Source organism: Micromonospora sp. NPDC003197 (assembly GCF_053590565.1).
In genome coordinates this window covers 78316-101862 of the sequence record NZ_JBSFTE010000003.1, presented here as the reverse complement: position 1 = coordinate 101862, position 23547 = coordinate 78316, and the positions used below count along the sequence as shown (strand labels likewise).

The following is a 23547-nucleotide window of genomic DNA, read 5'->3' as shown; positions in this document are numbered from 1 at the left end:
TCTCGCACGCTCCTTCATCGATGCGCGTCGCGGCACGTTACCACGCAGTAGCTCGCCGCAAAAGGTTCACGAGGGCAGCGAGCAGCACCGTCAGGGCCAGCACAGCACCACCGAGAGCGATCCACCGTCGCTGATTCGGCGGCGACCCCTCATCCGATGCGCTGGGATTCTCGTACAGGGCCAGGGTCGGGCCACTGTGCACGAGGGTGAGGCCGGCCAGCGCGGTCTCCGGCAGTTGACCACCAGATCCGGGCTGCACCACCACCCAGCGGACGTCGGTGCCGGCCACCGAACCGCCCTCGGCGATCGCCTGCCGGATCCGCCGCATCCGGGGGTTCTCCCCCGGCACCGCCAGGTCGCCGACATAGAGGGTGTCGTCGGTGAGCACCTCGGCCGGCAGATACCGGGGCAGCGGGTCGATCATTACGGTCCCGTGGTTCCACGGATAGGCCCGGTACATGCTCAACGGCAGGGACAGCACCGGCCCCGGCTGGTCCGCGACGATCCGGGACACCGTCGTCCAGTCAGCCGGATAGCGGGCCGGCCGGAGCCGACCGCCAGCCCCGAAGGCCAGGTCCGGCAGGACCACGACCGGCAGCAGGACCAGCCCGACCAGGGCCAGCCGGTCGGCGGGGGCGGCCAGGCGAGTGGCGAGCCGATCGGCGAGCAGCTCCGCGCCGAGCGCCGCGCAGAGAAACAAACACATCGCGTACGGGATGAGCAGTTTCTGCCCGTCGCGCAGCAGACCGGCCCCGGGCACCTCACTGACCAGCCAACCCAGCACGGCGGCCCCGCCGGGCAGAGTGGCCAGCGCGGCGAGACCGTAGGTCAGCAGCGCCAGGGCACCGAGCCGGACCGCCAGCCCCGCCGGCCAGCGGCGACGCAGCACCGGAAAGCCGATCGCGGCCAGCACCAGCAGCCCGACGGTGACCACGGGCACCAGCACCGAGGATCGACTGTCCGGAGTGGTCTGCGCGTTCCAGATGCCCCCGGTGCCGGCGAGCGCGACCAGCGGACCGGCCCAGTTCTCCGCCCGAGCGGCGAACGCCGCCACCCCCTCGGCAGCCGACCGGCCCCCGGCGGTGGTCACCGCCGCCGCCGTCAACCAGGGGGCGTTCAGGGCGACCACCGCCCCGAGCGCGGCCACGCCACGCCGGCCCGTCACCAGCACCGCCGTAGTCAGCAGCGCCAGCGCCCCGCCGGTCGGGGTGATCGCCGCCAAAGCGGCGGCGAGCACCAACTTCGACAGTGCGCCGCGTCGGCCAGCCCGCAGGTCGAGCGCCGCCGCGACCAGCCAGGGCAGGGCAGCGTACGCCAGCAGCAGCCCCCACTGGCCGAGCAGCAGTCGTTCCGCCAGGAACGGGCTCCACGCGTAGCCGACCGCCGCGACGATCCGGGTCAGCCGACGCTGCGCCGGCACCAGTCGACCCGCACCCACCGTGGCCAGCCAGACCACCGCCACCAGCGCGATCCGCTGCAGCAGCCACCCGGGTACGACCTGACTGAGCAGCGAGACCACCAGGTCCTGCGGCACGGCCCGGGGCAGCGTGTCCAGGGAGACGATCAGGTCCCAGCGCAGCGGCTGCCGGGGTACGAAGACCATGTCGTACTGGAGGACGTAGCCGGGGCGCAGCAGCGGGGCGAGTACGACGACGGTCACCACCGCCGCCGTAACGTGCAGGATCAGCCGGTCCCGTCGGGAACCGCCCAGCGCCGGGGCGGCCACGTCGACGGCCCGCTCGCCCCGGGTGCCATGCGGGCAGCCGGTGGTCATCAGCGTTTGCGCAGGACGAGCACCAGGTTCCAGGTGACCACCTCACGCAGCCCCGGCACCCGCACGATCGACTTGGCCCACCAGGGCAGGTAACGCGGCATGACCTCGACGATCTCCGCCTCCTGCTGGCGCCGAGCCCAGCGCAGGGTCTCGGCGATGGAGACGGCGTACATGCTCTCGCCGAAGACGTTCTTCGGCCGCCGGCCGTACTTGCGCTCGTAGCGTCGGGCGGCCCGGTGCCCGCCGAGGTAGTGCCAGGGAGAGGTCTCGTGCCCGCCCCACGGGGAGAGCCAGTTGGTGAACGAGAGGTAGACGATGCCGCCGGGTTTGGTCACCCGCACCATCTCCTCGGCCATGGTGAACGGCTGCGGCACGTGTTCCAGGACGTTGGAGGAGAAGCAGACGTCCACCGAGCCGGTACGCACCGGCAACTCCAGTGCGCTGCCCAGCACGCCGCCGGCCGGCATGACACCGTCCCGGGCCGACATCTCCCCGGCGTCGCAGTCCACACAGACGATCCGGGCACCCGCCCGACGTAGCGCGTCGGCGAAGTAGCCGGCCCCGCCACCGACGTCGACCAGGGTCGTCCCCGCCAGATCGGTGTACGCCCGGAGCTGACCCACGGTGTCCTCGGCGAGCATCCCGTAGAAGAAGTCGGGGTCGGTCTGTTCCTTGCGGAACGCCCGGAACAGCCGTACCGACCGGGCGAGGTCGGCACGATGGGCGACGGCCGGTGCGCGATCGGGGGACACTGGGCCAGCGGACATCACGGGCAACTCCTGCGCCATCGACGGAAGATACCTGCTCGGCGAGCGGTGTCTCGGCTCAGTCCCGACGGAACAGCACCGAGTTGACGTAACGCGGCTTCGGCACCAGCACCCGGCGGGCGAAGCTCTGCCGTACCCGGGCGATCGTCGCCCGTTGGTGTGCGACCAGGTCGAAGCCGTCCAACGGCACCCAGTCCCGCTCCGGCATGACGAAGCCGCGATAACCCCAGCCCTGGAGTAGCTCGACGATCGGTTCGATCGGCTGGATCCGTTCCTCGACCTCGACCAGCAGCACCGGGCCGTCCCGCTGGATCGTCTCGGCCGCGCCCCGCAACGCCGGCAGCTCGTGCCCCTCCACGTCCAGCTTGATGAACCGCACCTGGGTGAGGCCGAGCCCGTCGATGGTCACCCGGGGTACGGTCACCGGCTCGCCGTCGCCGTACTCAAGTGACGACGTTCCGACCGCCGGGCCGGCCGGGGGCAGGAAGAGCTGCGCCTCGCCGGCATGGTCGGAGGCGACCGCCTCGACCACCCGTACCTGTGGGAAGGCTGCCCGGACGCAGCGCGCGAGGGTCGCGTTGGGTTCCACCGCCACCACCGACTCCGCGCGTCGCCGCAGCCGGGCCGTCCACGGCCCGTACCAGGCGCCGACGTCGATCGCGGTGCCGCCGGAGGGTACGAAATCGGCGATCCTGGCGAGTTCCGGCTCGACCCGGGGATAGACCCCGCGGATCGCTGCGGCGACGAACCGTTCGGGCAGCATCGCGGCGAGTCCGGAACTCACCTTCGTCAACAGACCGTTCGACTGGGTCATGACGCGAGACGTTATCGGTTTCCGGACAGGATCGGGGGGGTGTGTTGGTGACCGGTTTCACTACGCTGGCCGCAGGCCGGAACGTATCCGGAGAATCCACCCGGACCGATAAGGGACATGGGACGGCATGACACAGGGCACGGAACGGGACACCGGGGCCGGCAGCAGCCGCCTGGGGTTGGCCGGCGCGGCGGTCACGGGTGCGGCGATGTTGACCAACGGGCTGGCGTTCCTGGTGCCGATGCTCGGTGCCCGGCGACTCAGCGCCGGTGACCTGGGCGCACTGGCCACCGTGTTGGCGCTCGGTGGCCTCGCCGGGGTTCCCGGCCTCGGTCTCCAGATCGCGGTCGCGGTCCGTCGGGCCCGGTACGGCCGGATCCCGACCACCCGGGTCACCGTGGCCACCGCCGCCATCACCGGCGGTGCCCTGCTCGCGGCGACGCCGCTGCTCACGTCGTACCTGCATCTGCCGGTTTCGGTAGCGGTGCTGCTGGCCCCGATGGCCATCCCGGTCGTACTCGCCGGCCGGTGGCTCGGGGAACTCCAGGGTGACCAACGGTTTCTGCGGCTCGCCGCCGGCATGGGTGCCCTGGCCGCCGGCCGGTACGGCGGGCTGATCGTCGGCCTGGCGACGGGTGCCGGGCTGCCCCGGTCCCTGCTGGTCGGGGTGGTGACCAGCTATTTGGCTCTGCCCATCCTGGCGTGGCTCGCGGCTCGCGACCAGCGGGCGGACGCCGGGCTGGATCCGGTGGCAGGCCTGGACAGTGTCCTGAGGGGCCGCTCGGTGCTCACCGCCGGCGGTGCCACTCTGGCGATGCTCGCTGTGTCGTACGCGGACCTGCTCCTGGCCCGGCAGTTGCTGCCGGTCGCGGAGTCCGGCGGGTACGCGGTGGGCAGCGTGCTGACCAAGGGTGCGCTCTGGGCCCCGCAGGTGGTCACCGTGCTCGCCCTGCCCCGGCTGGCCCGGGGCGACCGGCGTACCCGGAGCGTGGCGTTGGTCGTCACCGCCGTCTGCGGGGCGGTGCTCGTCGCCGCCTCTTCAGTCGCCGGGGAGTTCGCGATCCGGTTGGCCGGCGGCTCCGACTATCTGTGGCTGGCCGACTACGCACCGCTCTTCGCCGCCGTCGGTGCGCTTTACGCTCTGGTGTTCGTGCTGGTCAACGCTCAGGTAGCGGCCGGTGCACCCTGGCCGTCCGGTCCACTGTGGGTAGCGTTGGGCGGGCTGACTGTCGTCGCGGTGCTGGTCGCTCCGCGTAGCCTCTCGGGGATCCTGGGCGCCGCGTTGGCCACTGCGGCAGTGACCGCGCTGGTGCTGGGCTGGATCGTGCATCGGCCACGACGTTCCCGGCCCGCCAACTCCGGCCGGGAAGCAGCCGAGACCAACTGACCTGCCCAGTCGCCCGCGTCCCTGTTGTGTGGCCTGCATCCCTGCTGTCTGGCCCGCGTCCCCGCTCAGTCGCCCGCGTCGAGCCAGGTCTGCAACAGCTGCCGGCCGATCGCGTCCGGCCGGTCGAGCTGGTGCCCAGCGGCGACCCGTGCACGCAGCTCCGCCCGGGTGAACCAGCGGGCCGTCACCAACTCGTCCTCGTCGACCGAGAACTCCTCGGTGGCGGCGACCGCCCGGAACCCGACCATCAGCCCCGCCGGGAACGGCCAGGCCTGCGAGTCCTGGTACGTCACCGTGGCCAGTCGTACGCCCGCCTCCTCGGCAACCTCCCGTCGGACCGCGTCCGCCAGGCTCTCACCGATCTCCAGAAACCCAGCCAACAGCGAGTACGCCCCCTCGGGTGCGCCCCGGTGCTGCGCCAACAGGCACCGATCCGGCGCGTTCGGTGCCTCGATCAGGACGATGACGGCGGGTTCGATGCGGGGGAAGAACAGTCGGGCGCAGTCCGCGCTCGGGCAGACCCGCAGGTGTCCACCATTGCGACTATCGGTCCGGACGCCACAACTGCCGCAGAACCGCTGCTGCCGATGCCAGTAGAGCAGGCCCCGGGCGTACGCGTGGCTGGCCGCCTCGCTCGGGCTGAGCACACCGACCAGGGCCCGTACGTCCAACACCTGGTCGGCACCGGTCACCTCGATCGCCCTGGTCACGGCCAGCGCCGACAGGTCCACCGCGAACACGCCATCCACGCCGTCGAGCCCCAAGAACACCGGTTCTTCGGTGGCGACGGCCAGCACCTCGGCCGCTGCGGTGGCCGACAGCCGCACCGGAACGGGGGGCTCCCCCATCACCAGGCACTGGTCCCGCCACATCGGGATGATCCGCGCGCCGGGACTGGCCAGCTTCGACGCCAGCCAGGCTGGGTCGGTACGCGACCCGCTCGCCCGGTCCAGCCAGCCGCCGCCATAGGTGAGGGACTGCTGCCGCGTCATCATGTGCGCCACGCTCGCACATCGTCGCCGTGCTCCGAACAATAGGGTGCCGAGATTCTTCTGCCGGCTCGGCGATTACAACGCGTGCTTTGTCCGGGACAATGCCCGACAATCCGACTGGCCGACTCATCAAGTGACCAGGTCAATGCGGTGGGCCGGGACTCGTACTCAGTGCCGTTCGGATCTTTGGCTACCGTAGTCATTCAGTGTCGTGGGCCGGCGCGGAAGGATGGGTCATCCGGACGCCGGTCGTAGCCCCGAACGAGGTTGCGAGTGAGTCAGTACGGCGACAAGCAAGTCCCAGCCACCGAGGCGCCAACCATCCAGGTCAAGGCCATCTCGTTTGCTGATGTCCCGGCCACCGGGCCGAGTGGCGGCGGTGCCACACCGGCCGGGCCAGCGGGCACCGCCCCGGAGGACCGGACACCGCGTCGCCGTACCCGTCAGGCACTGATCGCCGGCGGGGTCGCCGCCGCCGTACTCGCCACCGTCGGGGTAACCGCCGCCTACGCGTACTCCGGTGAGGTGCCCCGGGGCACCGTCGTGCTCGGGGTCGACATGGGCGGCAAGAGCCGGGCCGAGGCCGCCGCGGCGCTCCGCGCCGACCTGGACCGCCGGGCACAGACCCTCACCGCGCCGGTGACAGTACGGATCGGGGAGAAGACCGCCCAGATCAACCCGGCCGATGTCGGCCTCACCGTGGACGTGGACGCCACCGTGGCGGCGAGCGTCGCGGCCGAGGCGAACGCGGTCAGCCGCCTCTTCGGTTCCCGCGAGGTCGAGCCGGTGGTGACCGTGGACGCCGAACGGCTCGACACGGAACTGCGCAAGGTCGCTGGGAAGCTCGGCCCGGAGATGACCATCCCGCGCATCACCTTCACCGGCACCAAGCCAACGGCTGTCTATCCGAAGCCGGGCAAGGGGCTCAACTCCGAACAATCAGCGCAGGCGCTGCAGGCCGGTTGGCTCAGCGGTGAGCCGGTGACCATACCCGTGGTCGACGTCCAGCCCACTACCAGCACGGAAGAGGTAGACCGCCTCATCGCTCAGCTCGCCACCCCGGCGGTGGCCGCACCCGTGACGGTCGACACCGACCAGGGCAAGCTCACCATCTCCCCCGCCGCGATCGCCAAGAGCCTCGTACTCACCGGGGACAAGAACGGAAAAATCACGCCCCGGGTGGACGAAAAGAAGCTCCGCGCCGCGATCAGCGGACAGCTCGACAAGGTGGAGGTGGACCCGAAGGACGCCACCTACTCCGTCAAGGGCGGCAAGCTGCACCCGGTGGCCAGCAAGAGCGGCCGACAGTTGGACACCGCCGTGCTCAGCCAGGACCTGCTGGGCGTACTGCCCAACAGCACCGGCCGGGAGGTCAAGGGCACGCTCAAGTCGGTCGGGCCCAAGGTCACCGACGAGGAACTGCCCACTCTCGGCATCAAGGAGAAGGTCTCCAGCTTCACCACCTACTTCACCGGCGGGCTCTCCCACCCCCGGAGTCACAACATCCGCCTGGCGGCCGAGGAGGTGGACGGCGCGCTGGTCAAGTCGGGTGAGACCTTCTCGCTGAACACCCACACCGGCCCTCGGGGCTACGCGGAGGGCTACAAGGACGCGGCGGTCATCTCCGACGGCAAGCTCGTACCCGGGGTGGGTGGCGGTATCTCGCAGTTCACCACCACGCTGTTCAACGCCACCTACTACGCCGGGCTGGAGGACGTTCAGCACAAGCCGCACTCCTACTACTTCAGCTCGTACCCGTCGGTGATCGAGTCGACCATCATCTACCCGCACCTGGACTTCAAGTTCCGCAACGACACCCCACACGGGCTGATCATCGACACGGCGGTGACCAACAGCTCGATCACCGTGTCGATCTGGAGCACCAAGGTCTACGACAGTGTGACCACCCAGTGGAGTCCGCGCCGAAACATCACCAATCCGGAAACGGTCTACCTCGACCCCGGACCGAGCTGCATTCCCACGAGCGGCATCGACGGCTTCACCCAGGACGCCTGGCGCATCTTCCGTAAGGACGGCAAGGAACTCCGGCGGGAGAAGTTCACCTGGCGGTACGAGGCCGAGCCGCGCTACCGCTGCGAGAAGAAGCCCAACTAGGTCGGGGTGTCCGCACCCCGTACGGCTCCCCGGGCAACCAGCTCCACCACCACGCCGATGGCGATCGCCTCCACGGCGAGCAGCGCGACCAGGATGACGAGCTGCGTCACACCGGCCTGCACCGGGCTGGCCCCGCCGAGGAGTACGCCGACGAACGCGCCGGGCAGGGTGACCAGCCCGACCGTCCGGGTCTGGTCCAAGGCGGGGACGAGCGCCTGACCGGCGGCCTGGCGGCAGATCTCCAACGCGGCAGCGCGCTCGCGTAGGCCCAGGGCCAGGCCGGCCTCGTACTCGCCGTGGCGTTGCCGCAGCTCGTCCAGGGCACGCCGGCCGGCCAGGCTGGTCGCCGTCATCGCGCCGCCGATCAGGATGCCGGCGGTGGGCAGCACCACCAGGGGCGTACCGGGAAGGGTGCCGGTGCCGAGCAGGAGAGCAAGCGTGGGTGCCACACCGAGTGCGATGGGCAGGGCCGCGAGCCAACCGCCGCGCAGGTCGCTGATCCGGCGGGCGGAGGTGACCGACGCGACGACGTACATCACCAGGACGAAGGCGATCGTCGTCGACCAGGCCCGGAGCACCGCCACAATGATCAGCGAGACGGCGGCGAGTTGCAGGGTGGCCCGGAGCGTGGCGGTCAGTACCGCCCGACCGGGTCCGAGGCCGGCCCACCGGACGACCATCGCGCCGACAGCGGCGAGCATGGCCAGTACGACGAGAAGGGTCGGACTGACGTCGATGGAAGTACCACTGCCCATCGTGGAATATTGACCGACGGGACGAGCCGGTACGCCTCGTTGTCGCGCAGGTCACGACGGCCCGGCACACCTACCGCAAAGACCCTTTACATACTCGGGCAGCGATGGAATATTGACCTGATTCGACCCGGGGGACGGCATCGAAGTCAAGCGTCGTGTCGAGTCACGATGTTTCGTCCCCGCACCGTATCGACAGGGAGAGGCGGGACGTGCCGGGGCACGACGACGGCGAGGAGGCAGAACCGATCGAGCAGGTCGGGGCGGCTCCGGGACCTCAGGGCGCGACCTCACCACCGGAGTTCGTCGCGGCGATGCGGGCTCTCAAACAGTGGTCGGGGTTCACCTATCGACAACTGCAACGCCGAGCCGAAGCCGCCGGGGACGTACTGCCCCACAGCACCACCGCTGCCGCTCTGGGCCGGGCCACCCTCCCCCGGGAGAACGTGGTCGCCGCATTCGTCCGGGCCTGTGGCAGCGACGAGGCCACCGTCGCAGTCTGGCTGGCCGACCGCAGACGCATCGCTGTTGCCACCGCCCAGCCAGCGGCGACAGTTCCGATCACTACCATCACATCAGCGACTGACGCGCCTGCGCCAGCAGCCCCGGGCGTGCCAGCGTCAATGCCCGCGACGCCAAGCGCATCGCCACCGCCAAGCGCATCGCCTCCGTCCGTAGAGCCCACGGCCGTAGAGCCCACGACCGCAGAGCCTGAATCGTGGCTGACGGAGCAGCCAGCTGCGCTCGCTGGGATCGACCATCTGGACCCGCTGACCGCTTCCTGGGCCGACCTCACCGACCCTGGGGCGGCCACCCCTACCTTCGACCAGCCCTCAATCGACCCGGCAAAGCGGGATCAGCCCTCAACCGACCCAGCGACAGAAGATCAGCCGAACACCGATTCGTCTCAGCCGCTTGCCCCGCTCGACGCCGACCAGGCAGCTGCCCCGGACGATGCAGAACCGCCCCCCACGGCAGCAGCGCCACCGTCAGCTCCACCGTCAACGCCACCACCGATGGACGTCGCCGAAGCAGTTGCCGAAGCCACCGATCGGGACAGTCCCGTACCGGACAAGCCCGTACCAGCGTTCTCCGACGGGAAGCTGGCCTCGACAGTGGCCAGCAAGAAGGACGATCAGTGGGTGGGCCTGCACCGATACGACCCGGCGATCGAGGTGCCCCGTCCGGTGGGACTCCGGTGGCTGATTCCGCCGATCATGTATCGCACCGGCTGGTCAACCCGTGTGCTTTCCGGGGTGTTGGTGTTCATACTGACGCTCATCGCCGTCGGGGCGACGGCGAGGTTCCTACGCGACGACGGTGTCGACCCGACCGGTGAGCCAGACGTCGCCGCCGAAACAACCATGGACCTCGATCCGGAACTGGAGACACCCGGGCCGGACGAGACCGCCTCCGCTCAGCCGACCAGGACGCCGAGCCCCAAGCCCACACTGGCCACCACCACACCGGCCGCCCCGAAGCCGTCCGGACCACCGGTCGGACCGGTCCAGATCGGCCTAGCGCACAGCGGTCTCTGCATCGGTGAAGGGCCCGAACCAGGCAACCCGGGCAAAATCGTCTTTGGCCAGTACTCCTGTGCCACCGCCTCACCGCCAATGACGCTCGAACGGGTCAGCGGCAACGTCTACCGGATCAAGACCAACCATCCCGAGTTCGGCGTCGGCTGCGCCACTGTCGACAATGGCGGAACGGCCGAAAAGCTTCTTATCGCTCCGGATAACTGCGACGGCAGCCGGACCGATCAGAAGTTTGTCATCGAACCGGTGACAAAGCCGGCTGTCGGCTTCCGCATCCGTTCGGCGGCCAGCACCAGCGGCATCTGCATCGGGGCTTTCGCTGCGGGTCAGGGCTCCGGGACCCAGCTCATCCAGGTCGGCTGTGAAGGCGGCAAGCACGAGGTGTTCACCTTCACACGTCGCTGAGCAGCGACGGTAGGGCTGTTCAGCACAGGACGCCCGTACCCTCGATCGTCCGGATCAGTCCGGGACTCCGTCTCCGCCTTGTGAGCGGGCAACGGAACAGGTGGATTGGCCATCAAGCGCTGTCGGCCGGGCGCGATTGATGGACCGCTACCTTCCTTTGGGAGCCAATCATGGTGACAACATTCAGGGCAAAGGCCCTGCCTCTCCTGCTCGCGATTCTGGCGATCGCCGCAGCGATCGTCGGCACGTCGAGCCTGGTCTCCGCCAAGTCGTCCAGCCAGCCCACCGTGTCGATCGCAACTACCAATGCCCAGCCGGTATCCGGGAACGGATCGAACACCTGGGACTTCACTCCGGGCACCCTCGGCGGTGGCATCGGAGGCACCGTCCAGCCGAACGGCGTGGAAGTGATCGATACGGACGACTCGGCGACGACCAAAGTCGATGCGAGCGACTCGACAAAGACCGAAGCCACCGAGAAGACCGAGGCGAAGACGACGGCGAGCACCGAGACGACGACTGCCGCCAAGAAGGTCAACTGCCCGAAGAACATCACCAAGAAGATGTGCACGCTGTATCGGGCCATGCTGCCCAAGGCGAAGGCAGGCGGCTTCAAGTGGGACCGAATCGGCTGCTACCGGGCTAACGATGCCTACCCGTACCACCCGGGTGGCCGGGCGTGCGATCTGATGTACGGCCCGGGTGGCACCGCCGCGACGGGCTCGAACCTGTCCGATGGCAACCAGATGCGCACCTGGCTGGTCAAGAACCACAAGAAGTACAAGATCGACCACGTGATGTGGCGGGGCAAGGTCTACTCTCCCAGGAACAACTGGAAGGGCTACGCCCAGTCAAACTGCGGCGGTAAGAGGCCGGCCGCCACGGCCTGCCACTACGACCACGTGCACGTGGCGGTCATCCCCTAGTCGGCGGACCGCCGGCCCGGCGGGTCACCAGAGCCTGGATGCCGTCGAGGAGCAGGTCGAGTCCGAAGGTGAAATCGCCCTCGTCGATCAACTCCTCGGCGGCACCGAACGCGCCGGAGCGTACGGCGACAGCGAGTTCCGGGTAGTCCGTTGGGTCGAGGACCTGACCGAGGAGATCGCTGTAGCCCGCCATCCCGCTGATCGCATCGTCGCCGCCGCCCGTGGTTCGGCCGGTGCCCATGCTCAGGACGAGGGCGGCTTGGCTGGCGGCGTAGCCGGTGAGCGTACTCGCGATGTTGATCCGCTCGCCGAGGCCGAGCCCGGTTTCGGCGAGCGCGGCGAGCGCCCGATCGAGCCAGCGCAGGTTTCGCGGTCCGACCGGTGGGGCGCTACGGGAGATCTGTAACAGCCAGGGCCGGTCGAGGAGGAAGTCCCGGTTGGCGCGGGTCCAGGCGGCAAGGTAGTCACGCCAGGGTCGCCCGTCGTGGGCGGGCGGTTCCGGGGCGGCATTGTCGGCCATCAGGGTCAGCAACTCGTCCTTGCTGCCGACGTACCGGTAGAGGGACATCGTCGCCATGCCGACCTCGGCGGCGACGCTACTCATCCGCACGCTTTCCAGGCCCTCCCGGTCGGCGATCCCGATCGCCGCTTCGAGAATCCTGGGCAGGTCGAGGCTCGGCCGGGGACCGTGCCGGGAGGCCGTTTCGCGACCCCACATCCGGGCCACCACCAGGGGAAGCGCCCGGTTAGCCATACATTGCCCCCTATCTCACCTAGTTCGCGTCAACTGTAGTCGCGCCCTCCCGCCCTCTCATTGTGTATGCCATACTCTGTATCTACTACGGTGTACATCATACGCAGTGATTGGAGCCGCACGTGACTGCGCAGACAGTCGGCCGACGCGTACTCGACGTCGATGCGGTCAGGGGATTCGCACTTCTCGGGATCTTCGCCGTCAACGTCACGTTCATGGCCTCCGGCTATCCCGGAAACCTGACAATCGATCCCGATTTCGACTCGGGACTGGACAACGTCGTACGCGCGTTGTCGTCCGTCTTCATCGACATGAAGTTCTACGTGCTCTTCTCGTTCCTCTTCGGATACAGCTTCACCCTGCAGATGGACTCCGCGAGGAGAGCCGGGGCCGCCTTCTCGTCGCGGATGCTCCGTCGGATCGTCGGCCTCTTCGTCATCGGTGCCCTGCACACCGTCTTCCTGTACGGCGGTGACGTCCTCACCACGTACGCCGTGGCCTGCCTCGTCCTGTTCCTGCTACGCAAAGTGACCGACCGCACCGCGATCCGGATCGCGGCCGGTCTCTACACCGTCGTGCTGCTCAGTGCGGTGGCCGGTGCCCTCGTCGTCGACCGGTCGGCGTTCATGCCCGGACCGGCCGAAGCACTCGCCAACGGCGAGCAGGCGACCCAGGCGCTGCTCGGCGGGTGGGGGTCGAACATCGACGCGCACCTCGCCGGCCTACCGCTGCTGGTCCTCCAGGCGGTCAGCATGCAGGGCCCGACCGCGCTGGGCCTGTTCCTGCTCGGCATGGTCGCCGGTCGCCGGCAGTGGCTGGCACGGGTGTCGGGCAACGAGCCCACCCTGCGCCGCATCCAGTGGATCGGCTTCCCCGTCGGACTGCTCGGATCGATCGCCTACACCGCTGGCGGCGGCAACGGCAACACCCTCGCAGTTGCGGCCAGCGTCGCCACCGCACCCCTACTGGCCGCCGCCTACGTGGCGACCCTGCTGCGGATCATGCACAACCCACGCACCGCATTCGTACGGTCCGCGCTCGCCCCGGCCGGCCGGATGGCCCTGTCCAACTACCTGGCCCAGTCGGCTCTCGGCCTGATCGCCTTCACCGGCATCGGCTTCGGCCTCGCGGGCACGTTCTCCCCGCTGGCGCTCTTCGGTTTCGTCGCGGTCGTGTTCGCGGTCCAGTTGGCCGTAAGCACGCTGTGGCTACGCTGGTTCCGCTACGGTCCCGTCGAGTGGGCGCTGCGCTGGCTCACCAACGCCCAGCGTCCGGCGCTCGTCGCGTCGCCTCGACACCAGCCCTCGGTCAAGCCCACCGGCCCGGCCCGCACCGATCACGACAGCGCTGCCAGCCCCAACACCGTCGCCGAACACCGGGCCGAATCACGCTAGAGGCGTTGCCTGGCCCGCCTCGGCTGGTGACTCTCCGGCGCCCTGTCGGGCCAGGCGATACCACTGGATCTTGCCTCGGATGTGTTCCTGCTGCTCCCGCATCTCGGCGATCTTCTGCTCGACCTGCCGATCGTGCGCCTCCAGCAGAGCGATACGGATATCGAACGACTCATCCCCGCCCCGGGCACACTCCACGTACTGGATCATCTGGGCGATCGGCATTCCGGTGTCCCGAAGGCACCGCAGAATACCGAGCCAGGCGAGATGGTCCTCGGTGAAGATCCGCTGCCCACTGGCGTTGCGCGCGACGTCGTCGAGCAGCCCGATCCGCTCGTAGTAGCGCAGAGTGTCGATGCTGAAGCCGGTCCGCTCGACCGTCTCGCCCGGGGAGTAGTGCCGCATCCCACCAAGCCTGCCACCCGCACTTCGCCCGGACGACTTGACCTGGAGCGCGCTCCAGCAGGCACGGTGGGATCTCCGACCGACCACGGAGGAGAGTACGAAAATGAGCGGGCGTGACTTTGTCCTCGGCGCGATGGACTTCGGCACCAGGGTGGACGAGACCACCTCGATGGCCCTACTGGACCACTACGTCGAGCACGGCGGCGTCTGGATCGACACGGCAAACTGTTACTCGTTCTGGTCCGATCCGAGCGGCGTCGGCGGGCAGAGCGAGACGGTGATTGGGCGTTGGCTGGCCCAGCGTCCAGGGATGCGCAAACGGGTCCGGATCAGCACCAAGGTACGTCAGCAGCCGACGGTGCCGGGCAACTGGCCGGAGTCGGCCGAGGGGTTGTCGGCTGCCGCGATCGAGGACGCCGTACGGCTCAGCCTGAAGCGGCTGGGCCTCGACCGGATCGACCTCTACTGGGCACACGCCGACGATCGCGCGGTGCCGTTGGCCGAGACCGTCGAAGCGTTCGGCCGGCTGGTTGACGCCGGAGTCGTAGACCGACTCGGGGCGTCCAACCACGCGATCTGGCGGATCGAACGGGCCCGTCAGGTCGCCCGCGAGCAGGGCGTCGCCGGCTACACCGCGGTGCAGCTGCGGTATTCGTACGTGCAGCCCCGGCCGGGTGCGGTGCTGCCCGAAGCCGGGCACCAACTCGTCTCCCCGGAGGCGCTGGACTACCTACGCAGCGAGCCGGAGTTGATCCTGTGGACGTACACGCCGCTGCTGCACGGTGGCTACACCCGACCCGACCGGCCATTTTCTGAGGCGTACGACCACCCTGGGACGACCCGGCGGCTGGCGGTGCTGGGTGAGATCGCCGATGAGGTCGGGGCCACCCGGAACCAGGTGGTGCTGAGCTGGCTCACCGGGGGCGATCCCAGCGCGACGCCGATCGTCGGGGTGAGCAGCATCGCGCAGTTGGATGAGGCGCTGGGTGCCCGCGAGTTGGTGCTGACCGACAAGCAGCGCCGCCGCCTGGACGAGCCAGCCTGACGCCGAACCTACCGACCGGGCAGCGAGGACACTGGTTGTCAGCCTGGCTACAGTCAGGTGAAATAAGTCAAAGCTGGTTGCAGATACTGCAATTGGAGTGCAAACTAAGCGCACGAATCCCGCCCCGCAAAGCAGGCTCGCAGCGAGGAGTGGATCATGGCAGCGGCGACGACGCTCGAAACAACGGCGCTCCAACTTTCCGAGGCAGCCCACCGGAAGGACAACCCGGAACACGACGCACTGAAGTCCCTCTTCACCCTCCTCGCTCAAATCGACCCACACAGTGACGTACGCATAGCAGCCGGCAGCGCCGGATCTGCCACCTTGCCCACCCTCGTGGTCGACCTTTTAAGGCAAGTAAGCGCCGTTCTGGATCGCGGAGACGGCTTGGTCGTAAGTGAAGTTGCGCGAGAGCTCACCACCAGTCAGGCCGCGCGAGTTCTGGGCGTGTCGAGACCGACGCTGATCAGTTTGCTCGACAAAGGCTCGATCAGGTCGCACAAGGTGGGCACTCATCGGCGAATAGCGCTGCGAGATGTCCTCGCCTACCGTCGACGACGGATCCAAGAGCAGCGCGAGGCATATGAAGCTTTGATGGCTGAACAGGACGATTTAGGGATATACGAGTAATCTTCCCATCGTCGCTTTGGGTGTGCGGCATCGGTAGCCTGAACGCGTGCTGCCGGTGCCGCTCACGGTGTTCGTAGACGCCAACGTCCTATACTCGCGATGCCTACGTGATTGGTTGGTGCTGATGGCTCTCGACAGCCACCGCACCGCCTATGACCTTCGGTGGAGCGAGGCCATTCTGGCTGAAGCCAGCACCCCGGCCGCCGCTAGGACTCGGTAGCGATCTTCTCGGCTGCCGGCTCGGTGGGCCGGGGCGCGAAGAAGCGAATGATGTCGTCGGCTGCGGTGGGAGACAGCATCATTGCCTGGACTCGTGCGGACATTTCGGCGATCGGGTGGATTCTGGTGAACATTGCCTCCTCGTACGCCTGGATCGCCAAGTCGGGCTCGACGGGGTTGGTGACGAGTTCGGCGGCGAGTTCGGCGGCGTCGAGCATGGCTTGATTGGCGCCCTCGCCGACCGGCGGCATGAGGTGCGCGGCGTCGCCGATGAGGGTGAGGCCCGGCTGGTGGGCCCAGCGTGTACCGATGGGCATCGCCTCGATCTGGCGCGGCGTCGGCGCGCTGTCGCCGGCCTCGATGAGTGCGGTGAGGCGGGGGTCCCAGCCATCGAACGTGTCCAGCAGAGCGCGCTTACTACGGTATGCGTCGATGGGGCGATCGCCTGCGCGCAGCGAGATCCCGACCCGTAGGCTGCCGTCGCCGAGGCGTTGCGCTGCCAGGATCTGGTTTACGCCGACGCACCACAGGTTCCCGGGGCCAACCAGCTCGGCGAGATCGGGATAGTGCAAGTCGACGTCTTCGATGTTCAGCTCTACCAAAGTGGCCACATAGGACAGTTGAACGTCGGTCAGCAGCGACCGGACGACTGAGCGTGCGCCGTCCGCGCCGATGAGGATGTCGCAGCTGGCCCGGTGGCCGCCGTAGAACGTCAGTTCCCAGCCCCCGCCAGGTTGCGGGGCCGCCGCGACGAGCCGGTGCTGCCACGCGACCGTGGCGCCGGGGAGGGAATCGAGCAGAAGATCACGCAGTACGCTGCGGTCGATCTCGGGGCGTCCGGAGAATGAGCCGGGTTGTGGCTTGTGGTGCACGAGGGTGCGTCCGGCCGGGTCGAGGATGCGATGTTCCTCGCCCTCCGGCCGCGCCTCGGACCGGAATCGGCCGGTGAGGCCCGCATCGGCCAGGGCCTGTTGTCCGGACTCCGGATGCAGGTCGAGCATTCCGCCCTGCGGCCGGGCGGATCGGCTTGCCTCGCGCTCGTACACCACCGCATCGATGCCGTGCCGGTGCAGGATCCGGGCCAGTGTCAGCCCACCAAGGCCGCCACCTGCGATCGCAATTCGCATCATCATCTCCATTACCGTACGCTGTACCTTATGGATACGCCGTACGGTAGCGCACCGTTGCCCATCTGGGAACGGCCCGAACCTCAGCCGCGAGCGGCACCGGTGCCACTGAGTCGCGCGAAGATCGCCGCCACGGCGATCCGGATCGCCGACGCCCACGGCCTTGACGGCCTGTCGGTACGCAAGATCGCCAAAGAACTCGGCGTCGGTCCGATGCGGCTCTACGACTACGTGATCAACAGATCGGAACTGCTTGATCTGATGGTCGACGCCGTGTACGCCCAGATCGCCGAGGCTGACCAACACTCCGAGTGGCGCGCCACGGCACTGGCCATCGCCCACGCGACCCGCGATGCCGCTCTTGATCATGAGTGGTTCGCCGATCTACTCGGCGCACGGCCGCACCTGGGACCGCACGCGCTCGCCGTGGGCGAAGCGACCGCGGCGGCGCTCAACCAGGCCCCCGGCGTGCACAGCCTCGACGATCTCCAGCGGGCTGTGGGCGCCCTCAACGCGTTCATCGTCGGAGCGCTCCGCAGGGAAATCACCGAGCGACGCACCGCCCGTTCAACCGGCACTGACGTGTCCGCCTGGCAAGCCGCCCTCGGGCCCTACCTGACCCGCATGCTCGAAACCGGCCGCTACCCCACCGTCGCCCGGCTCGTCATCGACGGCGCTCACCTCAACGCCGAGGAAACCTTCCGCCACAACCTGATCACCGTCCTGGACGGCATCACCAACCATCCCCACACCTGACCTACTGCTCGCAGGCCGGTACCGGCTGGACACCGATGCGCCTCGATCAGGCATCCGGATCTGCCACCGACCGAACGGCCCTCAGCGGAATGTCGGGTAGGCACCCTCGACATTCCGCTGAGAAGTGCTCGATCCTCAGCTCAGCTCACCGCCTGCTTCACGAGCGCGGCGATCCTGTCCTCGTAGTCGGCGGCCAGCTCGGGCAGCGCGAAATAGGTTGGCCACATGGTGCCGTCGTCGAGGTTCGCCTCGTCGCTGAAGCCGAGCACCGCGTACCGCGTCTTGAACTTCGCCGCGCTCTGGAAGAAGCAGACCACCTTGCCGTCACGGGCGTACGCGGGCATTCCGTACCAGAGCTTGGGTGTGAGGACCGGTGCGTTGGCCTTGATCACGTCGTGCAGCCGCTCGGCGATCACACGGTCGGACTCCGACATTTCGGCGATTTTCGCGAGCACCTCTCTTTCCGTGTCGGCCTTGGCACCGCGCCGCGCCCTCGTCTTCAACTCCTTGGCGCGCTCCTTCATCGCCGCGCGCTCCTCGCCGGTGAACCCGTCGTACTTCTCGCCGCCGGAAGCGGTAGTGGTCTTCGCGGTAGTGGTCTTCGCGGTAGTGGTCTTCGTCGTGGTCGCCATGGCAGCGTTCCTCTCTATGGTGGGGAACTAGCTTTTCGGTCTCGATCAGGAACAGATCACCAGTTGCCCGCCTGCTGGCGGGTGGGCAGGTTGAGCCGGTTGAAGGCGTTGGTGATCGCGATGTTGAGCAGCAGTGCGGCCAGCTCCTTCTGGTCGAAGTGCTTGGCGGCCAGGTCCCACACCTGGTCCGGCACCGCATCCGGCTGGTCGGCGAGCCGGGTCACGGCTTCGGTCAGGGCCAGCGCGGCGCGTTCCTCGTCGCTGAACCAGGGCGTCTCCCGCCACGCGGCCACGGCGTGCACCTGGTCCGCAGTCGCGCCATGCTGGCGGGCCTGATGAGCCCCACCGGCCACACACGGGCCGCAGCCGTTGATCTGACTGGCCCGCAGATGGCTCAGCGCCAACACCTTGCCGTCCATCCCCGCACCCGCGATGGCCTTGTTGACGGCCATCAGGGCCGGCATCGCCTCCGGGATCAGAACCGCCGGGTTCGGCATGCGCTCGGTCGACATCGCTGCTCCTTGGTTGTGGGTGTTGCTGACGGTCATGGGTGTTTCTGACCGGAGTCATCCGACCATCGGCGCGCCGGCACCCGCGCGGTCCGTGGGACACCGTGGGACACCTAGAACCCAGTTGAGCAGCGCAAACGCAACGCCGATCCGTTCCTGCGCAGCGGGCCGGGTACGGTATGGCACGTGTCCAGCCCCCAGGAACGACTGGTGGCTCAGCTCGCCCGAATCAAGGAACTGAGCGGCCTCAGCCTGCGCGCCCTCGCCAGCCAGGCGGGGCTGAGCAGTTCGTCGCTGTCCCGATACCTGACCGGTCGGCTCGTACCGCCGTGGGAGTCCGTCGTGGCGCTGTGCCGGGCCGTGGGCCGCGACCCCCGGCCACTGCGCGCGGTGTGGGCCGAGGCTGCCAAGGCCGGCGCCGCGCCCGCCCCGCGCCGCAACGACCTGCCGGCCGACCTGTTCGACTTCACCGGCCGGGAGGCAGAGTCCGCACTGGTCGAAGAGCTGCTGCGCACCGCTGGCGCGGTCGCGATCGACGGCATGGCAGGTGTGGGCAAGACCAGCCTGGCCGTGCACGTGGCCCATCGGCTCGCCCCCTCGTATCCGGACGGTGGGCTCTACCTCGACCTGCACGGCTTCACCCCGGGCCAGGAGCCCCTGGAGCCGCAGACCGCGCTGGGCCGGCTGCTGGGCGCGTTGGACATCACGCACCCGCCGCCCGGCGCCGCCGAACGCGCTGCGCTCTGGCGGTCGGAGCTGTCTCGCCGACGGGCACTCGTCGTACTCGACAACGCGGTCGACGCGGAGCAGGTGCGTCCACTGCTCCCCGGCGCGGGAAAGTCCCGGGTCCTGATCACCAGTCGGCATCGGCTGGTCACCTTGGACGGGGTGCCACCGGTGTCCCTGGAGCCATTGGCCGACGCCGACGCGGCGCACCTGTTTGGCCGGGCGGCCGGGCTCACGCTCGGCGAAGAGGAAGCGGTCAGCCAGGTGCTGGGACAGTGCGGTGGGCTCCCACTGGCGCTCCGGATGGCGGGCGCACGGCTGCGCCACCGTCCTGGCTGGACGGTGGCGGTGCTGGCCGAGCGGCTGCGCGACAGCAGCAGCCGATTCGACTCCGTGTTCGGCATGTCGCTCCAGCAGCTCGACCCGGTCCAGCGCCGCATGTTCCGCCTGCTCGGCGTGCTGCCAGGCGCCGACTTCGACGCGGAGGTGGCCGGCGCGCTCGCCGATCTGCCGCCCGGCCGGGTCGGTGCGGTGCTGGAGGAGCTGGTCGACGCCCACCTGGTCCAGGAGCTCTCACCCGGGCGGTACCGGATGCACGACCTGATCCGGCGGTACGCAACAGACCTCGCCGACGACGAGGAGCCGCAGGCCGAAGCTGCCCTGCGCCGCGTCCTGGGGCACTACCTGGCGCAGGCGGTCGTCCACGATCGGACGCTGCCCTCGCCGTACCGGCGGGAACCCGAGCCGGGCGATCCGACGAAGGCCATGGCCTGGTTCGAGCTTGAGTACGTCAACCTGGTCTCCTGTTTCGACGCCGCCGTACGACTCGGTGCGGACGAGGTGGTGGTCGAACTCTCGCAGGCCATGCGGGTCTGGTTCTTCCGGCACCGCGGCACCGACGACCAGGCACGCCTACTCGAAGCCGCCGCGGCCGCCGCAGCACGGCTCGGCCGCGACCAGCAGCAGGCTTCGCTGCTCGCGGACCTCGGTTTTGTCCATGCCGCTGCCGGACGTCTCGCCAAGGCGCTCTCCGCCTACGAACTGGCCGAGCAGTCCGAGCCGGACGACGATCTCGCAGCTGCTCTAGCGCTGCGCATCGGTTTCGTACGCCGGGATCTCGGCGAGCTTGAAGCGGCACAGGCGCGCTTCCGGCAGGCCCGCGAGTTGTTCGAGAAGATCGGTCGCCGCGCCGGGCAGTCCCAGGCGCTGGCCTTCGACGGTTGGGTGACGCTGCACCTCGGTCGGCACAGCGAAGCCGTCGAACTCGCCCGGGCATCCGTCGCGCTGGCCGACGGGCCTGCGCAGATCACCGGGCTGGTCACCCTCGGTGTCGCATTGGCATCGCGCGATCCGGTGGAGTCGCTGCGCACGCTGCATGACGCGTTGCGGCTGGCCGAGCAGCACGATCTTCCACACAACCAGGCGTGGTGTCACAACTATCTCGGTGTCGCGCTGCGGGTCATGGGTTCCCCCGAGAAGGCGCTTGAGCACCATCGGCGCGCCTTCGAGCTGCTGGAACCGCTGGCCGAGGTGCAGCTGGAGATCGACTGCCTACACGCTTACGCCGAGACATGCCGTGCGGCGGGACACCATGACGAGGCGCTGACACTGCTGGACCGCACCATCGCGCTCGCGCGTGAGCTGGGCCGACCATACGACGAGAAGCTCGCCTGTTCGGCGGCCCAACTCCTTGGGCGGAAGTAGACACTGTCTATCGCGTTTGGTAGACAGTGTCTATGCAACCGCAGTCGGAAGGTGGCCTCCGTACTCGTCTCGTCGAAGTCGGCGTCGACCTGGTGGCCCGGAACGGCGTCGAGGCGCTCTCCCTTCGGGAGATCGCGCGCGGCGCCGGGGTGTCGCACGGCGCACCGCGCCGCTACTTCCCCACCCACCAGAGCCTGCTCGCAGCGATCGCGCAGCAGGGTTACCGCGCTCTCGCCCGGCGGATCGACCCGCTACTCGACGAAGACGCCGACCCGCGCGCTCAGGTCTACGAGTTGGGCCGGGAATACCTGGCCTTCGCCCGGACCAACCGCGGCATGTTCGAGCTGATGTTCCGGCACGACCTGCTGCGCGGCAACCAGATCGGCCTACGGGAAGACAGCCTGCAGCTCTTCGAGGTCCTCGTCCAGCTCGTCGCACGCGCAGTCACCCCGGCCACAGCGAACCGGCCGCCGACCGTGATCGCCGGCGCGCTGTGGGCAAACCTGCAAGGCATCGCCCAACTACACCTGTGGGGCAGTCTTCAACTCGCCGCGCAAACCGAGGACGTCGACCTCGTGCTGCGGACGGCGGTCGAGGCCCACCTCCCTACCCCAGTCCACACTGAGCTGACAACATGCTGATCCAAGCTGGCGTACGACCGGCCCTCACTGGCCTGCTACGCCTGACCTACCGCCCCAAGGTCGAGGGACGACACCACGTTCCCAAAACCGGGGCGGTCATCCTGGCCGCCAATCACCTCTCCGTTCTCGACAGCTTCCTGATTCCGCTGGTGGCACCGCGACCGGTCGCCTTCCTCGCGAAGGAGGAATACTTCCGTCGACCCGGGATCATGGGTGGACTGACCCGGGCCTTCTTCACCGGAATAGCCGCCATACCGGTGCACCGCACCGACCATCGCGCCGCACAGGCGTCGCTGGAGGCAGCCCGCGAGGTCCTCGCCGCCGGCCGCGCCTTCGGCATCCATCCCGAGGGCAGCCGGTCCCGCGACGGGCGGCTCTACCGTGGTCGTACCGGCGTCGCCTGGCTGGCGCTCGCCACCGGCGCGCCGGTGGTGCCCGTCGCTGTCCTCGGCACCGATCGGGTCCAGCCGGTCGGCGCACGGCTGCCCCGCTTCGGCCGGATCACGGTCCGCTTCGGGCAACCAATGCACTTCACCCAGCCGCCGGACGCTAACGCCAACCGGGCCCGACGAGTGGTGACGGACGAAATCATGGCGGCGATCCAGCAGCTCTCCGGCCAGGAACAGGCACCCGGCCACGCCGACCTGTCCGGAACCTAGCCCTCACGGTCTTTCCGGAAACCTAGCTCTCACGGTCGTCGCTTCAGCCCGGCGAAGACGATGTTCAGGGTCCGTTGACGCAGGTCAGAATCCCAGTCGCCCAGCAGGGCACCCTGGCAGGTGCTCTCCAGCAGGGCCATAACCTCGTCGAGGCGTACCTCACGGCGGACCGCACCCGCCTGCTGTCCGCGTACCAGCAACTCACCCACGGCATCGGCGAGCGTGCCGAGGGGACTGGCGACGGGCACGTCGACCCCTTCGGCGGAGAGCAGGCTCACGACGGTCCGGTTCACCGTCGTCCGCTCCACGAGCCGCTCGAAGAAGTCGAACAGCGCGGTTGTCGGGTCGCCGTGCCCGACGAGCTCCGCGATGTCGTCGGTGAGCTGTTGCAGAAGCCGCTTCATCAACGCCCGCAGCAGGTCGGCCTTTGTCGGGAAGTGCCGGAACACCGTGCCGATCGCCACGCCGGCCCGCCGCGCCACCTCCTCGGCCGACCGGGTGCGTTGACCGGTGACGAACTGACCGACGATGTGATCGTCGAGATCCCGTTCGCCCGCCCCGGGCATCCGTCGCGCATCGTCGGCAAGCAAGAGTTCCTGGCGTTCGCCAATCCGCAACGCGCCGCACTTCCGGTGCACTTCGACGAATGCCATACCACTGCCGTCCACGACACCACCGACCCGAACACGATCATCGTTGAGTACGAACTGACCGGCACTCTGACCACGACAGGCCAGCAACCCACTGCGGCATTCATCGGGGTGTTGACAGTTCGCGACGGCAAGGTGGCCCGGTGGCGCGAATACCAGAACATGCTGGCCATCCTGCAAGCCCTCGGTCAGTAGGCCGGGAGCACAGTGACGCGGGCTCGGCCAACCA

At 68.7% G+C, this 23547-nt stretch carries 23 protein-coding genes; 12 read left to right on the top strand and 11 right to left on the bottom strand.

The window, feature by feature from the left end; translation table 11 throughout:
- Positions 1-37 precede the first annotated feature (37 nt).
- From ACWDV4_RS04450 to ACWDV4_RS04440, 3 genes are read right to left on the bottom strand one after another with little or no spacing between them, the layout of a single operon-like run.
- Positions 38-1774 carry a hypothetical protein gene (locus ACWDV4_RS04450; protein ID WP_449974824.1) on the bottom strand — a complete coding sequence of 579 codons (1737 nt, stop codon included), beginning with the start codon at positions 1772-1774 and terminating at the stop codon, positions 38-40.
- On the bottom strand, positions 1774-2541 hold the full coding sequence (locus ACWDV4_RS04445; protein ID WP_449974823.1) for a class I SAM-dependent methyltransferase: 768 nt from the start codon (positions 2539-2541) through the stop codon (positions 1774-1776). Before ACWDV4_RS04445 ends, ACWDV4_RS04450 begins: the two co-directional genes overlap by 1 nt.
- A 58-nt stretch (positions 2542-2599) precedes the next feature.
- Entirely contained in the window at positions 2600-3355 is a 756-nt protein-coding gene (locus ACWDV4_RS04440; RefSeq protein WP_449974821.1) for an FkbM family methyltransferase, read from the bottom strand.
- 127 nt (positions 3356-3482) lie between these two features.
- Between ACWDV4_RS04440 and ACWDV4_RS04435 the strand changes: the two genes are divergently transcribed.
- A complete protein-coding gene (locus ACWDV4_RS04435) occupies positions 3483-4742 on the top strand; it encodes a polysaccharide biosynthesis protein (protein ID WP_449974820.1) in 1260 nt (419 codons plus the stop codon).
- A gap of 65 nt (positions 4743-4807) precedes the next feature.
- On the opposite strand, the gene nudC is transcribed toward ACWDV4_RS04435, so the two are convergent.
- On the bottom strand, positions 4808-5737 hold the full coding sequence (nudC, locus tag ACWDV4_RS04430; RefSeq protein ID WP_449974819.1) for an NAD(+) diphosphatase: 930 nt from the start codon (positions 5735-5737) through the stop codon (positions 4808-4810).
- A gap of 264 nt (positions 5738-6001) precedes the next feature.
- On the opposite strand from nudC, the gene ACWDV4_RS04425 reads away from it, so the two are divergent.
- Positions 6002-7849: a VanW family protein gene (locus ACWDV4_RS04425; protein WP_449974818.1), complete on the top strand. Its 1848-nt coding sequence runs from the start codon at positions 6002-6004 to the stop codon at positions 7847-7849.
- Here ACWDV4_RS04425 and ACWDV4_RS04420 read toward each other — a convergent pair.
- The gene (locus ACWDV4_RS04420; RefSeq protein ID WP_449974817.1) at positions 7846-8604 is read right to left on the bottom strand and encodes an ABC transporter permease; all 759 of its coding nucleotides are present in this window, start codon (positions 8602-8604) and stop codon (positions 7846-7848) included. The two genes, ACWDV4_RS04425 and ACWDV4_RS04420, sit on opposite strands and share 4 nt — an antisense overlap.
- Positions 8605-8813: 209 nt before the next feature.
- Between ACWDV4_RS04420 and ACWDV4_RS04415 the strand changes: the two genes are divergently transcribed.
- Both ACWDV4_RS04415 and ACWDV4_RS04410 read left to right on the top strand, forming a co-directional pair.
- Entirely contained in the window at positions 8814-10544 is a 1731-nt protein-coding gene (locus ACWDV4_RS04415; RefSeq protein WP_449974815.1) for a hypothetical protein, read from the top strand.
- A gap of 170 nt (positions 10545-10714) precedes the next feature.
- Positions 10715-11470 (top strand): hypothetical protein, encoded by a 756-nt coding sequence (locus tag ACWDV4_RS04410; RefSeq protein ID WP_449974813.1) that lies wholly within the window; start codon positions 10715-10717, stop codon positions 11468-11470.
- On the opposite strand, the gene ACWDV4_RS04405 is transcribed toward ACWDV4_RS04410, so the two are convergent.
- A complete protein-coding gene (locus ACWDV4_RS04405; RefSeq protein ID WP_449974812.1) occupies positions 11460-12224 on the bottom strand; it encodes a TetR/AcrR family transcriptional regulator in 765 nt (254 codons plus the stop codon). The two genes, ACWDV4_RS04410 and ACWDV4_RS04405, sit on opposite strands and share 11 nt — an antisense overlap.
- A gap of 122 nt (positions 12225-12346) precedes the next feature.
- Between ACWDV4_RS04405 and ACWDV4_RS04400 the strand changes: the two genes are divergently transcribed.
- Positions 12347-13618, top strand: a complete 1272-nt coding sequence (locus ACWDV4_RS04400) for a DUF418 domain-containing protein (RefSeq protein ID WP_449974810.1) — start codon at positions 12347-12349, stop codon at positions 13616-13618.
- Here the strand turns inward: ACWDV4_RS04400 and ACWDV4_RS04395 are convergent.
- Positions 13610-14020 (bottom strand): MerR family transcriptional regulator, encoded by a 411-nt coding sequence (locus ACWDV4_RS04395; protein WP_449974809.1) that lies wholly within the window; start codon positions 14018-14020, stop codon positions 13610-13612. The two genes, ACWDV4_RS04400 and ACWDV4_RS04395, sit on opposite strands and share 9 nt — an antisense overlap.
- Positions 14021-14123: 103 nt before the next feature.
- Between ACWDV4_RS04395 and ACWDV4_RS04390 the strand changes: the two genes are divergently transcribed.
- Both ACWDV4_RS04390 and ACWDV4_RS04385 read left to right on the top strand, forming a co-directional pair.
- A complete protein-coding gene (locus ACWDV4_RS04390; RefSeq protein ID WP_449974808.1) occupies positions 14124-15065 on the top strand; it encodes an aldo/keto reductase in 942 nt (313 codons plus the stop codon).
- A 156-nt stretch (positions 15066-15221) separates the two neighbouring features.
- Entirely contained in the window at positions 15222-15695 is a 474-nt protein-coding gene (locus ACWDV4_RS04385) for a helix-turn-helix domain-containing protein (protein ID WP_449974807.1), read from the top strand.
- A 206-nt stretch (positions 15696-15901) separates the two neighbouring features.
- Here ACWDV4_RS04385 and ACWDV4_RS04380 read toward each other — a convergent pair whose 3' ends face one another.
- The gene (locus ACWDV4_RS04380; RefSeq protein ID WP_449974805.1) at positions 15902-17053 is read right to left on the bottom strand and encodes an FAD-dependent oxidoreductase; all 1152 of its coding nucleotides are present in this window, start codon (positions 17051-17053) and stop codon (positions 15902-15904) included.
- 18 nt (positions 17054-17071) lie between these two features.
- Between ACWDV4_RS04380 and ACWDV4_RS04375 the strand changes: the two genes are divergently transcribed.
- Positions 17072-17797 (top strand): TetR/AcrR family transcriptional regulator, encoded by a 726-nt coding sequence (locus tag ACWDV4_RS04375; RefSeq protein WP_449974804.1) that lies wholly within the window; start codon positions 17072-17074, stop codon positions 17795-17797.
- A gap of 140 nt (positions 17798-17937) precedes the next feature.
- Here the strand turns inward: ACWDV4_RS04375 and ACWDV4_RS04370 are convergent, their stop codons facing one another.
- Both ACWDV4_RS04370 and ACWDV4_RS04365 read right to left on the bottom strand, forming a co-directional pair.
- Positions 17938-18429: an iron chaperone gene (locus ACWDV4_RS04370; protein ID WP_449974802.1), complete on the bottom strand. Its 492-nt coding sequence runs from the start codon at positions 18427-18429 to the stop codon at positions 17938-17940.
- A gap of 56 nt (positions 18430-18485) precedes the next feature.
- On the bottom strand, positions 18486-18941 hold the full coding sequence (locus ACWDV4_RS04365) for a carboxymuconolactone decarboxylase family protein (RefSeq protein WP_449974801.1): 456 nt from the start codon (positions 18939-18941) through the stop codon (positions 18486-18488).
- A gap of 183 nt (positions 18942-19124) precedes the next feature.
- Between ACWDV4_RS04365 and ACWDV4_RS04360 the strand changes: the two genes are divergently transcribed.
- Genes ACWDV4_RS04360 through ACWDV4_RS04350 form a run of 3 tightly spaced genes read left to right on the top strand, consistent with a single transcriptional unit; the run spans position 19125 to position 22668 of the window.
- Positions 19125-21368, top strand: a complete 2244-nt coding sequence (locus ACWDV4_RS04360) for an ATP-binding protein (protein WP_449974799.1) — start codon at positions 19125-19127, stop codon at positions 21366-21368.
- 32 nt (positions 21369-21400) lie between these two features.
- On the top strand, positions 21401-22009 hold the full coding sequence (locus ACWDV4_RS04355) for a TetR/AcrR family transcriptional regulator (RefSeq protein ID WP_449974798.1): 609 nt from the start codon (positions 21401-21403) through the stop codon (positions 22007-22009).
- Complete coding sequence (locus ACWDV4_RS04350; RefSeq protein WP_449974797.1) at positions 22003-22668, top strand: lysophospholipid acyltransferase family protein; 666 nt, start codon at positions 22003-22005, stop codon at positions 22666-22668. Before ACWDV4_RS04355 ends, ACWDV4_RS04350 begins: the two co-directional genes overlap by 7 nt.
- 29 nt (positions 22669-22697) lie before the next feature.
- Here ACWDV4_RS04350 and ACWDV4_RS04345 read toward each other — a convergent pair whose 3' ends face one another.
- Complete coding sequence (locus ACWDV4_RS04345; protein WP_449974796.1) at positions 22698-23234, bottom strand: TetR/AcrR family transcriptional regulator; 537 nt, start codon at positions 23232-23234, stop codon at positions 22698-22700.
- On the opposite strand from ACWDV4_RS04345, the gene ACWDV4_RS04340 reads away from it, so the two are divergent.
- Positions 23199-23513, top strand: coding sequence for a nuclear transport factor 2 family protein (locus tag ACWDV4_RS04340; RefSeq protein WP_449974795.1), 315 nt, complete (start codon positions 23199-23201; stop codon positions 23511-23513). The two genes, ACWDV4_RS04345 and ACWDV4_RS04340, sit on opposite strands and share 36 nt — an antisense overlap.
- The last annotated feature ends 34 nt before the right edge of the window (positions 23514-23547 follow it).

Excerpts from the sequence above, each read along its gene's own strand:
- ACWDV4_RS04420 (WP_449974817.1), bottom strand. The coding sequence starts at position 8,604 with ATGGGCAGTGGTACTTCCATCGACGTCAGTCCGACCCTTCTCGTCGTA.
- ACWDV4_RS04435 (WP_449974820.1), top strand. The coding sequence starts at position 3,483 with ATGACACAGGGCACGGAACGGGACACCGGGGCCGGCAGCAGCCGCCTG.
- ACWDV4_RS04405 (WP_449974812.1), bottom strand. The coding sequence starts at position 12,224 with ATGGCTAACCGGGCGCTTCCCCTGGTGGTGGCCCGGATGTGGGGTCGC.
- ACWDV4_RS04390 (WP_449974808.1), top strand. The coding sequence starts at position 14,124 with ATGAGCGGGCGTGACTTTGTCCTCGGCGCGATGGACTTCGGCACCAGG.
- ACWDV4_RS04440 (WP_449974821.1), bottom strand. The coding sequence starts at position 3,355 with ATGACCCAGTCGAACGGTCTGTTGACGAAGGTGAGTTCCGGACTCGCC.
- ACWDV4_RS04350 (WP_449974797.1), top strand. The coding sequence starts at position 22,003 with ATGCTGATCCAAGCTGGCGTACGACCGGCCCTCACTGGCCTGCTACGC.
- nudC (WP_449974819.1), bottom strand. The coding sequence starts at position 5,737 with ATGATGACGCGGCAGCAGTCCCTCACCTATGGCGGCGGCTGGCTGGAC.
- ACWDV4_RS04380 (WP_449974805.1), bottom strand. The coding sequence starts at position 17,053 with ATGGAGATGATGATGCGAATTGCGATCGCAGGTGGCGGCCTTGGTGGG.
- ACWDV4_RS04345 (WP_449974796.1), bottom strand. The coding sequence starts at position 23,234 with ATGCCCGGGGCGGGCGAACGGGATCTCGACGATCACATCGTCGGTCAG.
- ACWDV4_RS04375 (WP_449974804.1), top strand. The coding sequence starts at position 17,072 with ATGGATACGCCGTACGGTAGCGCACCGTTGCCCATCTGGGAACGGCCC.
- ACWDV4_RS04410 (WP_449974813.1), top strand. The coding sequence starts at position 10,715 with ATGGTGACAACATTCAGGGCAAAGGCCCTGCCTCTCCTGCTCGCGATT.
- ACWDV4_RS04385 (WP_449974807.1), top strand. The coding sequence starts at position 15,222 with ATGGCAGCGGCGACGACGCTCGAAACAACGGCGCTCCAACTTTCCGAG.
- ACWDV4_RS04365 (WP_449974801.1), bottom strand. The coding sequence starts at position 18,941 with ATGTCGACCGAGCGCATGCCGAACCCGGCGGTTCTGATCCCGGAGGCG.
- ACWDV4_RS04450 (WP_449974824.1), bottom strand. The coding sequence starts at position 1,774 with ATGACCACCGGCTGCCCGCATGGCACCCGGGGCGAGCGGGCCGTCGAC.
- ACWDV4_RS04370 (WP_449974802.1), bottom strand. The coding sequence starts at position 18,429 with ATGGCGACCACGACGAAGACCACTACCGCGAAGACCACTACCGCGAAG.
- ACWDV4_RS04445 (WP_449974823.1), bottom strand. The coding sequence starts at position 2,541 with ATGTCCGCTGGCCCAGTGTCCCCCGATCGCGCACCGGCCGTCGCCCAT.
- ACWDV4_RS04355 (WP_449974798.1), top strand. The coding sequence starts at position 21,401 with ATGCAACCGCAGTCGGAAGGTGGCCTCCGTACTCGTCTCGTCGAAGTC.
- ACWDV4_RS04395 (WP_449974809.1), bottom strand. The coding sequence starts at position 14,020 with ATGCGGCACTACTCCCCGGGCGAGACGGTCGAGCGGACCGGCTTCAGC.